The organism is Povalibacter sp., from assembly GCF_036520495.1.
GTDB lineage: Bacteria > Pseudomonadota > Gammaproteobacteria > Steroidobacterales > Steroidobacteraceae > Steroidobacter.
This window is the reverse complement of sequence record NZ_DATDJO010000024.1, coordinates 45,068-56,806: the sequence shown is the minus strand read 5'-3', so window position 1 is coordinate 56,806 and position 11,739 is coordinate 45,068. Positions and strand designations below refer to the sequence as shown.

The following is an 11,739-nucleotide window of genomic DNA, read 5'->3' as shown; positions in this document are numbered from 1 at the left end:
CCGGGTTGCTGCCGACGGAGCCGTTGGTGAAGGCCTTCATCAAAGCGGCAACGGAGAGGCGCGAGCAAAAGGCGTAGCGGCTGCTGCGCGGACAGATTTCGTTTCGTTGACAGGGTGGATTGCCGCCAACTAGCCTGCACTTCATTCCAATAAAGCGGGCAGGGAGCAAGCCGTGAATAAGTTCAATACGCTGCCGTCGTGGCTGGCTGCAGCGGTCGTCCTGTTGGCAGGCTGTTCTGGTGGCGATAGTGACGATGGTGGCGACGCCGACCGCCCTGTGATCGGCGCCGGTCCCTTGATGCCATCCGCCGTGACGGGATACGGGCAAGGCAGTGCGACCGAGACGGCCTCGGGCGAAGTCATGACGGCGACTGCGTTCATCGACGAGTATGGCAATGCCCAAGTGGTGGTATCCCCGGCGGTTGTGAGTTTCGGGCCTGTTGCGGGACGTGCAGATCTACGGAATGACTGAACCGCAGCAGATGTTCTATTACAGCCTGATCGGTCCGGTCTGGGCGGGAACGCAGCGAGTCTTTCGCCCATGATCGTCCGCCCCGCTTTCGTCCATGACATTCCGCAGTTGCTGCGGCTAATGCATGGACTCGCAGAGTTCGAAGGCTATCGTGATCGCTTCGCCGTGACCGAGGCCGATCTGCTGGAGCGCGGTTTCAATCGCGAGCGTGACCCGCAGTTCCATGTGTTCGTGGCCGCGGATGCCAATGAAAACCTCTGCGGCTACGCGCTCACGTACTTCATTCCCTTCACATTCGATTTGCGCCCGACGCTGGTGCTGAAGGAATTCTTCGTCGCGGCGGATCAGCGTGGTGAAGGCGTGGGTCACAAACTCTTCAGAGCCGTACTCGACCATGGCCGTCAGGCCGGTGTCCGCTTGTTGCGATGGCAGGTATTGCCGTCGAATGAAGGTGCCAAGCGCTTTTATGCGAGCTTCGGCGGAACGATTGACGCGGACTGGGACAACTGGGTGCTGCCAATCGAGACCGGAAGCAATCAACAATGAACAATTGAGGATCTCAGCACTGAGAAGTCCCGACTCAGTGCTCCAGGCGTTGTTCATTGTGAATTGTTAATTGCGAATTGCCTTCAGCACTCGATCACATTCACGGCCAATCCGCCACGTGATGTTTCTTTGTACTTCGTTTTCATGTCGGCGCCGGTTTCGCGCATCGTCTTGATCACCTTGTCGAGCGAGACGTAGTGCGTGCCGTCACCGCGCAATGCCATGCGTGCGGCGTTGATGGCCTTCACGGACGCAATCGCATTGCGCTCGATGCAGGGGATCTGCACGAGTCCGCCGACGGGATCGCAGGTCAATCCCAGGTGATGTTCCATGCCGATCTCCGCCGCATTCTCGGCCTGCCGCGGCGTGCCGCCGAGTACGGCGCACAACGCACCTGCCGCCATCGAACATGCAACGCCGACTTCGCCCTGGCAGCCGACTTCGGCGCCGGAGATCGATGCGTTTTCTTTATAGAGAATGCCGATCGCTGCGGCGGTCAGCAGGAAGTCCACGACGCCGCGATCGGTCGCGCCCGCGATGAAGCGTGCGTAGTAGTGCAGGACGGCGGGAATGATACCGGCGGCGCCATTGGTGGGAGCGGTGACGACACGGCCGCCAGCCGCGTTTTCTTCGTTGACGGCCAGGGCGTACAGATTCACCCAGTCGAGCACGACCAACTGATCGCGCAGCGCCGCTTCCGGATTCGCGGTGAGCTGGCGATGCAGGTCGTGTGCGCGCCGCTTCACTTTGTAGCCGCCTGGTAGCGTGCCCGGAGTACTGCAGCCGCGGCGCACACAGTCCTGCATTGCCTGCCAGATGCGCAGGAGCCCGGCGTCGATCTCGGCGTCACTGCGCCAATGGCGTTCGTTGCGCCGCATGATCCCGGCGATCGAGACCTGCTCGTGTTCGCACAGCGCCAGCAATTCGTCGCCCGTGTGGAACGGATACGGCAGGATGGTCGTGTCGGGTGCAATGCGCTTCTGCAGTTCGCCATTGGCAGCGACTTCGGCGCTGACGACGAAGCCGCCGCCGACGGAGTAATAGATTTTGTTCAGAAGCTCGCTGCCGTCGGCCGCGTATGCGACGAACCGCATGCCGTTCGGGTGCAAAGGCAACGTTTCGCGCCGGTTGAAAATCAGGTCGCGCTTCTCGTCGAAGGCGACTGCATGACGATTCAGTAACTTCAGTGTGCCGGTCTGACGGACCTCGTCGAGGTACTGAGGCACCGCATTCACATCGACGGTATCAGGCTGATGGCCCGACAGACCGAGCAACACGGCCTTGTCGCTGCCATGGCCCTTGCCCGTTGCACCGAGCGATCCATACAGCTCCGCTGTGAAACGCATGACGCGCTCAGTCAGGCCTTCATGCGCCAATCGTTCGGCGAACAGGCGCGCAGCGCGCATCGGTCCGACGGTGTGTGAACTCGAAGGACCGATCCCGATCTTGAACAGGTCGAAAGCGCTGACGGCCATGTTGCAGAAGTGGATGGTGGATGGTGGATGGTGGATGGTGGATGGTGGATAGGGGATAGTCGATGGCTGCGGATGTATACAGAAGCGCTATCGTCCGCTTGCCATGATACGCCGCAAAAAGTAGCGAGTACGTGCTTGAAGTGTCGCGGCTACGCCTGCATGTTCGTCTCACCTGTCGATTATCGACCAGCAACTGGCAACTTCTCCCATGATCCCCTTTTCCGTTCTCGATCTGTCGCCGGTGACCGCGGGCTCCACAGCCGCTGAGTCGTTTCGCAACACGCTGGATCTCGCACAACATGCGGAGCGCTGGGGTTACCTCCGCTACTGGCTCGCGGAACATCACAACATGCCGGGCATCGCGAGCGCCGCCACGTCGGTGATCATCGGCCATGTGGCGGGCGGGACCTCGACGATTCGCGTGGGCGCCGGCGGCATCATGCTGCCGAACCACTCGCCACTGGTCATTGCGGAACAGTTCGGCACGTTGGAATCGCTGTACCCCGGACGTATCGATCTTGGCCTGGGACGCGCGCCGGGCTCGGATCAGCTGGCGGCACGTGCGTTGCGACGCAATCTGTCATCCGATGCCGATGAATTTCCGCAGGACGTCATCGAGCTCATGGGCTACTTCCAGCCGCCGCAGCCGAACCAGGCAGTACGCGCCGTGCCCGGCGCGGGTCTGAACGTTCCGGTGTGGATTCTCGGTTCGAGTCTGTTTGGTGCGCAGGTCGCCGCGGCCTTCGGGCTGCCGTTCGCGTTCGCCTCACACTTTGCGCCGGCGCAGATGATGCAGGCGATCCAGATCTATCGCGACGGCTTCCGGCCCTCGGTGCAGCTGCAGCGGCCATACGTCATGCTCGGTTTCAATGTATTCGCGGCGGACACGGATGAGGAGGGTCGGCTGCTCGCAAGTTCAATGCAGCAGGCGTTCGTTGCCCTGCGCACGGGTCGTCCAATGCAGCTGCAACCGCCGGTCGAGGGTTACCTGGAGCAACTGGCTCCGCACGAGCGCGCGGTTCTGAATGATGTGCTCTCGTGCTCGGCCATCGGATCGGCACAGACGGTTCGCGAGAGCATCAAAGCCTTCCTCGCGCGGACCCGGCCCGACGAACTCATCATCACCTGCAACATGTACTCGCATGCCGCGCGCGTGCATTCCTATGAAATCGCGGCGCAGGTGCGCGATTCTCTTGAATGACCCTCTGAGGTGAGGTCGCGAAGGGCGGGCGAGTGACCTTGCCCGGGTAGTGCGATACCGTACATCTCAATCGACGGACAGACGAAGGGGAGGAGCCGTGCTGGAGAGGTTCTTTGCGGCCAATCGCCGCCTGTCCCAGGCAATCACGCCACGGCACATCGACGAAGCCAATGTCTTCGGCGCCTTTCGCAAGATCGGTGCATTGCTGCTGTCGCGTCCCGACGTCCGCACCGTCGTCGACGTCGGTGCAGGCAAGCACTGGCATTTCCCGCGTCACTACAAGCGCTGGTATGGCATCCACCTGATCGGACTCGATATCAACGCCGCCGCAATGGCGCCGAACGATGCGCTGGACGAGAAAATCGAGTGCGACGTCTCGGCCGGCATCCCACTGCCTGACGATTCGGCCGACCTGTTCATGGTGCATTCCGGGATCGAGCACTTTCCGGATAACCAGAAGTTCCTCGAGGATGCGCTGCGGATCCTGCGGCCGGGCGGCTGCCTCGTGGCGCAGTTTCCCAGTCGCTACGCGCCCTTCGTCATGGCCAATCGCCTGCTGCCCACGCGCATCAGTGGTCGCGTGCTCGACAAGACCATGGGCGAGCGGGCGAAGGTACTGGGCTTTCGCGCTCACTATGACCGCACGGACTACGCTGCCTTTCGCAGGATGTTCACCGCTGTTGGTTTCGAGGAGCTGTACCACCTGCCTGGCTACAACAGCAGTGCCTACTGCGAATTCTTCATACCGCTGTTCGCGCTCTCTTATATGTATGACGCGCTCACATTCACACTCGGCATTCCCCAGCTCGCGTCCTATAACTTCTGGGTTCTGCGCAAACCTGCCGCTGAGGCCGAGACGGAGCCGTTGCGTCTCTATGCCTGGATGCGGTGAATGGCGTGACGAGTGCGTAAACGCCCCCTGATGTCACGGCTCGATCGCACCTCTGCACTGTTTCAGTTGTAATCAGAAATCGGCAAATAGCACAGAACAACTGTGTGCCCTCGGACATTGCGAATTACATGGCCGCTTACGCTGACGTAATAGCGGATGTCATTCGGTTCCGAGGAGTGATCTGATGATCAAGACGCCTTCGTTTCGTGTCGCTGTGGGCACTGCTTTGATGATTGCAGGCGGCCACTCATTCGCCTCCGGGTTCGCCTTGCTCGAGCAGAGTGCCAGCCGGCTCGGGACGGCGTTTTCCGGAACCGCGGCGGTGGCCGACGATGCGACTACGCTGTTCTACAACCCGGCCGGCATGATGCGCCTTGACCGCGCGCAGATGAGTGTCGTGGCGAGCGGCATCGACGTGAGCTCGAAGTTCAACAATCAGGGCTCGCTGCCCGCGCTGGGACAGGCGCTGGGCGGGGAAGGTGGCGATGCCGGTGGCCTCCATGGCATTCCGGCGCTGTACGTCGCTGTGCCGTTCAATGAGAACGTGGCGGCGGGTTTTGGGTTCAATGTGCCCTTTGGTCTGACGCTGGAGTACGACGACGACTGGATCGGCCGTTTCCAGGCGTCGAGGTCCGAAATCCAGACGTACAACTTCAATCCGTCGCTCGCGTTTCGCCTGAATGAGCACGTATCGCTGGGCTTCGGTCTGAATTACCAGCGCATGCTGGCGGAGCTGACCAATCAGGTGAACTACACGGCCGTCATAGGTTCCGTGTCGCCCGCGCTGGTACCGCTCAATGCCGGATTGCAGGGCGGCCTGGTCGTGCGTGGCGATGATGCAGAATGGGGCTTCAATGCAGGTGTGCTGATCGAATTCACCCCTCGCACTCGTCTGGGTCTGGCGTATCGCTCATCGATCAACTACCAGCTCGAGGGCACCATCAACTTCTCGCCGCCGACGCCGACGGACCCGACCGGCGCAGCCATCGTCGCTGGCGCGTCGGCACCCGGTGGTCCGCTCGCCGACAGCGGCGCCACTGTCGATATCGAGCTGCCGGATATCGCTACAGCCTCCTTCTATCAGGCGATCGGCGAGCGCGCGGAGCTGATGATCGATGTCGCATGGACCGGTTGGAGCAGCGTGCAGTTTCTCGACGTCGTGCGCGACAACGGCGTGCTATTGTCCAGCACGCCGGAGCTATGGGAAGACACGTGGCGCTACGCCATAGGTATGACCTGGAAGCTCAATGACACCTGGAAGCTGCGCGGCGGCGTGGCCTTCGACGAAACTCAGGTACCGGACGCGACGCGCACGGCCCGGTTACCGGACACAGATCGCAAGTGGGTGGCGCTGGGCGCGCACTGGGTGCCGTCCGTCGCGTGGTTGATCGACTTCGGCTATGCGCATCTGTTCAGCAGCGATACGCCCATCAACCAGAACGATGGCAACACGGCGCTCAATGGCTTGCTGCTGGGGCAGCAGGAATCTGCGGTGGATATCGTGAGTGCGCAGCTCACTTACCGGTTCTGATCAAAGCGAATGTCGCGACCTGGAGTCATCGCTGTGCATCAATAGACAGCAGCGACGGGGAAGAATGTTCGTTTTGGAGGCGTTCACCGCGAGTCTCGAGCTCGCTTGTCACGGAGTCGTCACCGCACAACGGTAGTCACGGCTATGCGTGCCCGTGAATTTTTTTCACCCTGGAACAAATGCGCGGCGTCGTCGCTTTTGAGCGCGACACGATCGTTCTGTGTCTCGCATTTCCATCCATCGTCTGTCACTTGAAAGCGACTGTTCGCTTTCATCGGTCATTCGATGCACGGTGAAGCGCGCAGTGTGGTGCGGTCGGTGCAGATGGAAGATTGGGCGGTTTGCTCTTTAGATTGGACGGATCGCCGCGCGGATGGGAAGGGCGCGATATGTCGGTGCAAAAACTACAAACGGGGGTGTTTTCCTGTTTTGGTCGCCTGCATGCGACGCACATCACCCGATGGGAACGAGACTTGCTTGAGAAGAATCAGAACACGCGATGGATTACCAGAAGGGGGCTTGCACACGCGCAGCGACCTGGGGTCGAGCGGTGTTGGGTGAATCAATACGGAGCCTCTATGCGTACAAGAAAGTTTGAAACCGGCCTGATGATACTCATCGCGCTGATCAGTCAGTCGGCTGCCAATGCACAGTCCGCTCCATTGGCTCACGTGGCTCACGTCGTCCCTGTTGCTGCGATAGCTGACGCTGGATCGGTACAAATTCGAACGGTTGCACCTCAGGCCTCCATGGGCATCGCATCGCGTGCGGAAGAACGGCAATTTGCAGGTCTTTCCCCTACACCGCAGGCGCGGGCTGCGACGCTCGATGCTGGGCAGGGTCCCGCTCGTTCTACCAAGGATCTGCTGGCGCTGATCATGGTCGGCGCGATGCTCGTCGCCTATCAGCTCTTCCGCAAGCACCGGCTTCTACGCCAGCAGCCATTCAGTCTCTGACTTTCTCCTGTAGGGACGCATGAGCTCCACCGGCTATTCAGAACGCCCGCCGATGCCGGACATTGGCACGCGCCCGTGGCGCGACCGGGCGGGCGATGTCAGTGCCAGCGAACCGGTCTCGGTCTTCGCGCTCAAGTCGCTGCTGTATCCGATCATCCCGATCGTGACGCTGGTCGCCTGTCTGTTCTGGTGGGACAAGCCGTTGGTCGGCCCGTACCTGCTGGTGGCCGTGATTGCTTTCCTTGGTGTGGCAGATCTGCTCGATGTCGTACCGCTGCGGATCACGCCGGCCAGCATCATGGCGCTGCGTTCGCTACTCGACATCACGCTGCGCTGGGGCATGCTGATGGTGTTCATGTACCTGCTGCTGCGGCTCTCGACGCTCGGCATGTATTTCAGCGGACCTGTGCTGACGTCGTGGGCCATCGTCACTCCCATAGCGCTGTGGATCGGTGAGCTGGCGGCGCAGAAATACCTCTTGCGCAGCTCCGTCACGCGGCCGACGCGCCGCGCGGTGATCATCGGTGCCAGCGCCGTCGGCCTGCAGCTCGAACAGAACCTGGCCGGGCGGCCGGCGCTGCAGATGAGTGTGGCCGGCTACTTCGAGGATCGCTCCGTGCCGCGTCTGCCGTCGGAATGCGTCGATCGCATGCTCGGCGATCTGGAGGACGTCGCCGGCTATGTGACCCGCAACAATATCGACATCGTCTACATAACGCTGCCGATGTCGCCGCAGCCGCGCATCCTCGAACTGCTCAGCTCCCTGCGCGATTCGACTGCATCCATCTACTTCGTGCCCGATCTGAAAGTTTTCGAACTGGTGCAGCCGCGCTTCGATCTGGTCGATGGCATTCCTGTCATAGCTGTCTGTGAATCTCCGCACTACGGTGTCCGCGGACTCGCCAAACGGGTCAGCGACGTGCTCATTTCGGGCACCGCGCTGCTGCTGATATCCCCGGTGCTCCTGGCCGTCGCGATCGCCGTCAAGCTCAGCTCGCCCGGTCCTGTGATCTATCGGCAGCGTCGTTACGGCCTCGATGGGAAGGAAATCATCGTCTACAAGTTCCGCTCGCTGAGCGTCGTCGAAGACGGCGTCACCAGCTACACGCAGGTTGGCCGCAACGATTCGCGCGTCACGCGGGTCGGCGCGTTCATCCGCAAGACATCGCTGGACGAACTGCCGCAGCTGTTCAATGTGCTGTCGGGCGATATGAGCATCGTCGGGCCGCGTCCACATGCGGTGGCCGTCAACGAGCAGTATCGCAAACAGATTCCCGGGTACATGGTTCGCCACAAGGTCAAGCCGGGCATCACGGGTTGGGCGCAGGTCAATGGCTATCGCGGCGGCGACGATCTGCATTCGATGACGATGCGCATCACCTATGACCTCGAGTACCTGCGGCATTGGTCGCTGGGCCTCGATCTCATCATCATGCTGAAAACGACTTCCATTCTCTGGAATGACCGACATGCGTACTGACAATGGCGTCAATCGCGCACGCAATGCATCTGGCGGATTCTCGTTATGGGCAGGGCTGCTGCTGGCGCTCTTTGCAAGCGGTGCATTTGCCAATGGCAACGCCGACTACAAAGTAGGCCCCGGCGACCTGGTGAAGATCACCGTCTACGGCGCGCCGGATATGTCGACCGAAGTGCGCGTAGCGGAAACAGGAGGCATCACCTGTCCATTGATCGGTGCGGTCGAAGTGGCGGGCCTGTCGACGAGCGAGATCGAAAAGCTGCTCGTGACGCGCTATGTCGATGGCGGCTTTCTGCGGCAGCCACAGATCGCCGTCCTCATCACCGAATTCCTGAGCCAGAAGATTTCGGTGCTGGGGCACGTCACCAAGCCCGGCCAGTATCCGCAACGCGGTGCCGCGAATGTTCTCGGGCTGCTTGCCGAAGCGGGCGGCGTCCAGGCCCTGTCAGCGGCGGATCGCGCCACCCTGACTCGCGTCGACGGCACGCAGGCCGAGATCGATCTCCGGAAATTGTTCGATGGCGACCCGAGCCAGAACCTCACCGTGTCCGGCGGCGACCGTATCTACGTGCCGAAGGCCGACGAGTTCTATGTCTACGGACAGGTGCAGAAGCCCGGGCAGTACAAACTGGAACGCAACATGACGGTCTCGCGCGCCATTTCTGCCAGCGGCGGCCTGACTGCGCGAGGCACGGAGCGGCGTGCGATCGTCAAACGCCGCGGGACCGACGGAAAGGAGAAGGAGCATTCGGTCAAGGGCACGGACCTGCTGCAGCCCGACGACATCCTCTTCATCAAAGAAAGTCTGTTCTAAGAGGCGGTCATGAGTTTCACACAACTGCTGACGATTCTCTGGGCGCGACGCCAGTTCCTCATCTTCACCGTGATCGGTGTCGTACTGATCGCCTGGCTGGCCTGGCTGGTCATGCCGAAGCTCTACGTGGCCACGACGTCGGTGGTGATCAATGCGCGCGCCGCCGATCCGCTCACGGGCGCAGCGCCGAACATGCCGTCGACGTCCGCTGTTCTCGCCACCCAGATGGATGTCATCGCCAGCCGCGCGGTCGCGCTGCAGGTCACCGACATGTTGAAGCTGCCCACTGACGAAGCTGCCGCTGAAGCTGCGGATCTGCCCATGCGCACACGCGAGGGCTGGGCCAACGAACTGCTGCGCAAGCTGACGGCCAAGCCGGTCGCGGAAAGCAGCGTCGTTCGCATCCGCGTCGAGGATGAAGACCCGAAGCTGGCCGCCGACGTGGCCAATGCATTTGCCGAAGCGTACATGCAGATGAGTCTCAACCTGCGCCTCGACCCGGCCAAGCGTCAGAGCGTGTGGTTCGACGAACAGCTCACCCGCTTGCGTGGTGTCGTCGAAGACCGGCGTCAGAAGCTGTCCGAATATCAGCGGGAGCATGGCATCGTCGCGACCAGCGAGCGCATGGACGTCGAGAACGGGCGACTGGAGGACCTGTCCCGTCAGTTGCTCGATGCGCAGCGCAAGTCGCAGGAGACCGGCGCGCGCGTGCGCCAGGCAGTGCAGGCGATGAGCGCCGATCGTCTGTCCGAAGTGCCTGAAGTCATGGGCAACGGCCTGCTGCAAGCGCTCAAGGGCGATCAGATCCGCGCCGAGACGCGTCTGGCCGAGCTCAGCGAACGCTACGGACGCAATCATCCGCAATACATCGCGACGAGCGCCGAGATCGAGGCGATACGCCAGAAGATCGGGGCCGAGGTGTCCCGCGTGCGCGGCGCCATCGAACAGACGGCACAGATCTCCCAGCGCGAGCTCTCCGATCTGCAGCGCGCCTACGATCAGCAGAAGCAGCACATTCTCGAGCTCTCCCGCCAACGCGATGAACTCTCCGTGCAGGATAGGGAAGTGCAGACAGCGCAGGCTGCCTATGACGCGGCGCTGCAGCGGTCAAGTCAGTTGCGTCTGGAAAGCCAGCTCAATGAAACGAGCGTGGCCGTGCTCGACACCGCGCTCCCGCCGTCATCGCCGGCCGGCATGGCGTTCGTGACCACCACCGCCTTGTCGCTGATCTTCGGCGGGCTGCTCGGCGCAGCGCTGGCGTTGATGCTCGAGATGATCGACCGGCGCGTGCGCGACGGCGACGAACTGGTGCGTGTCGCCGGAATCGAGGTGCTCGGCGAAGTGCCGCGATTGCGGGCGAGCTTCAAGCCAGCACGCATTCCGCTCGTGCGTGGACAGGGGACTTTGCTGGAAGGCGGATCGGCCTGAGCGCCGCGACCACGTTGGTCATCATCTGAGGTCAAAGGAACACACTTATGGCGATCAACCCAGTCGGTGACTCGAATCGGTCGCACCAGCCGATCGGTGAGTTGCTTGCGCAGTCGGCGCGGTTGACCGAGCACGACATCAAGCGTGTGCTGGCGCACCAGCGCAAGCGTGGGCTGCGCTTCGGCGAAGCTGCCCGCAGTCTGGGGTTGGTCACGGCCGAGGACATCCAGCAGGCACTGTCACGGCAGTTCAGCTATCCCTATATCCGTCGCGGCGAATCCGGGTTGCACCCGATGCTCATCTCGGCCTATCAGCCGTTTGGTCCCGCCGCGGAGGCTTTCAGAATGCTCCGCAGCCAGCTCATGCTGCGCTGGTTCGACAAGGGCAGGAAGGTGCTGGCGGTTGGCGCTGCGCGTACGGGCACCGGGTGCAGCACCCTGGCGGCAAATCTTGCCGTGAGCTTCGCGCAGCTCGGCGAACGCACCCTGCTGCTCGATGCAAACTTCCGCAATCCCGCGCAGCATCAGTTGTTCGGCATGTCGGCGGAGACCGGTCTCGCCGATGTGCTGCTCGGGCGCTCCAGCGTCGAGAAGTCCATCGTCTCCATTGCGCAGCTCAATGGCCTTGCGGTGTTGTGCGCGGGCCCGATCCCGCCGAATCCGCACGAGTTGCTGAGCAGCCGCGCAATGCAGTACCTGCTGGAGCTCGCCAGCGAGATCTACGACGTGGTGATCGTCGACGCGCCCCCGATTCTCGAATACGCCGATGCGCAGATGATCGCTTCGCGCGCCGGCGGTTATGTGCTGGTGACCCGCCGACATCGCACCCGTATGAACGACGTGAACGCGGTTCAGGAAAGGCTGCAGCCGTCCGGAGCGACCCTGCTCGGCGCCATCGTCAATGAATAGGATGAGGAGGCTGCGGATGTGTAACCACCACCGTGT

At 61.9% G+C, this 11,739-nt stretch carries 11 protein-coding genes; 10 read left to right on the top strand and 1 reads right to left on the bottom strand.

Annotated elements, in window-relative coordinates:
• Positions 1–172: 172 nt before the first annotated feature.
• On the top strand, positions 173–472 hold the full coding sequence (locus VIZ63_RS08920; RefSeq protein WP_331609216.1) for a hypothetical protein: 300 nt from the start codon (positions 173–175) through the stop codon (positions 470–472).
• Positions 473–541: 69 nt separating this feature from the next.
• The gene (locus tag VIZ63_RS08915) at positions 542–1,018 is read left to right on the top strand and encodes a GNAT family N-acetyltransferase (RefSeq protein ID WP_331609215.1); all 477 of its coding nucleotides are present in this window, start codon (positions 542–544) and stop codon (positions 1,016–1,018) included.
• Positions 1,019–1,101: 83 nt separating this feature from the next.
• Here the strand turns inward: VIZ63_RS08915 and VIZ63_RS08910 are convergent, their stop codons facing one another.
• Entirely contained in the window at positions 1,102–2,493 is a 1,392-nt protein-coding gene (locus VIZ63_RS08910; protein ID WP_331609214.1) for an L-serine ammonia-lyase, read from the bottom strand.
• A gap of 208 nt (positions 2,494–2,701) precedes the next feature.
• Between VIZ63_RS08910 and VIZ63_RS08905 the strand changes: the two genes are divergently transcribed.
• The 8 genes from VIZ63_RS08905 to epsG all read left to right on the top strand — a co-directional run bounded on the left by VIZ63_RS08905 (position 2,702) and on the right by epsG (position 11,703).
• Positions 2,702–3,694 carry an LLM class flavin-dependent oxidoreductase gene (locus tag VIZ63_RS08905; protein ID WP_331609213.1) on the top strand — a complete coding sequence of 331 codons (993 nt, stop codon included), beginning with the start codon at positions 2,702–2,704 and terminating at the stop codon, positions 3,692–3,694.
• Between the two features lie 97 nt (positions 3,695–3,791).
• Positions 3,792–4,586, top strand: a complete 795-nt coding sequence (locus tag VIZ63_RS08900) for a class I SAM-dependent methyltransferase (protein ID WP_331609212.1) — start codon at positions 3,792–3,794, stop codon at positions 4,584–4,586.
• Positions 4,587–4,770: 184 nt separating this feature from the next.
• Positions 4,771–6,117, top strand: a complete 1,347-nt coding sequence (locus VIZ63_RS08895; protein WP_331609211.1) for an OmpP1/FadL family transporter — start codon at positions 4,771–4,773, stop codon at positions 6,115–6,117.
• Positions 6,118–6,695: 578 nt separating this feature from the next.
• Positions 6,696–7,073: a hypothetical protein gene (locus VIZ63_RS08890; protein ID WP_331609210.1), complete on the top strand. Its 378-nt coding sequence runs from the start codon at positions 6,696–6,698 to the stop codon at positions 7,071–7,073.
• Between the two features lie 19 nt (positions 7,074–7,092).
• Entirely contained in the window at positions 7,093–8,553 is a 1,461-nt protein-coding gene (locus tag VIZ63_RS08885; RefSeq protein WP_331609209.1) for an undecaprenyl-phosphate glucose phosphotransferase, read from the top strand.
• On the top strand, positions 8,543–9,367 hold the full coding sequence (locus tag VIZ63_RS08880; RefSeq protein WP_331609208.1) for a polysaccharide biosynthesis/export family protein: 825 nt from the start codon (positions 8,543–8,545) through the stop codon (positions 9,365–9,367). Before VIZ63_RS08885 ends, VIZ63_RS08880 begins: the two co-directional genes overlap by 11 nt.
• Positions 9,368–9,376: 9 nt before the next feature.
• The gene (locus VIZ63_RS08875) at positions 9,377–10,795 is read left to right on the top strand and encodes a hypothetical protein (protein WP_331609207.1); all 1,419 of its coding nucleotides are present in this window, start codon (positions 9,377–9,379) and stop codon (positions 10,793–10,795) included.
• A gap of 47 nt (positions 10,796–10,842) precedes the next feature.
• Positions 10,843–11,703 carry a chain length determinant protein tyrosine kinase EpsG gene (epsG, locus tag VIZ63_RS08870; RefSeq protein WP_331609206.1) on the top strand — a complete coding sequence of 287 codons (861 nt, stop codon included), beginning with the start codon at positions 10,843–10,845 and terminating at the stop codon, positions 11,701–11,703.
• The last annotated feature ends 36 nt before the right edge of the window (positions 11,704–11,739 follow it).

What these genes read in the sequence shown, in the direction of transcription:
- VIZ63_RS08915 (WP_331609215.1), top strand. Translation starts at nt 542, where the DNA reads ATGATCGTCCGCCCCGCTTTCGTCCATGACATTCCGCAGTTGCTGCGG.
- VIZ63_RS08910 (WP_331609214.1), bottom strand. Translation starts at nt 2,493, where the DNA reads ATGGCCGTCAGCGCTTTCGACCTGTTCAAGATCGGGATCGGTCCTTCG.
- VIZ63_RS08905 (WP_331609213.1), top strand. Translation starts at nt 2,702, where the DNA reads ATGATCCCCTTTTCCGTTCTCGATCTGTCGCCGGTGACCGCGGGCTCC.
- VIZ63_RS08895 (WP_331609211.1), top strand. Translation starts at nt 4,771, where the DNA reads ATGATCAAGACGCCTTCGTTTCGTGTCGCTGTGGGCACTGCTTTGATG.
- VIZ63_RS08890 (WP_331609210.1), top strand. Translation starts at nt 6,696, where the DNA reads ATGCGTACAAGAAAGTTTGAAACCGGCCTGATGATACTCATCGCGCTG.
- VIZ63_RS08885 (WP_331609209.1), top strand. Translation starts at nt 7,093, where the DNA reads ATGAGCTCCACCGGCTATTCAGAACGCCCGCCGATGCCGGACATTGGC.
- VIZ63_RS08880 (WP_331609208.1), top strand. Translation starts at nt 8,543, where the DNA reads ATGCGTACTGACAATGGCGTCAATCGCGCACGCAATGCATCTGGCGGA.
- VIZ63_RS08875 (WP_331609207.1), top strand. Translation starts at nt 9,377, where the DNA reads ATGAGTTTCACACAACTGCTGACGATTCTCTGGGCGCGACGCCAGTTC.
- epsG (WP_331609206.1), top strand. Translation starts at nt 10,843, where the DNA reads ATGGCGATCAACCCAGTCGGTGACTCGAATCGGTCGCACCAGCCGATC.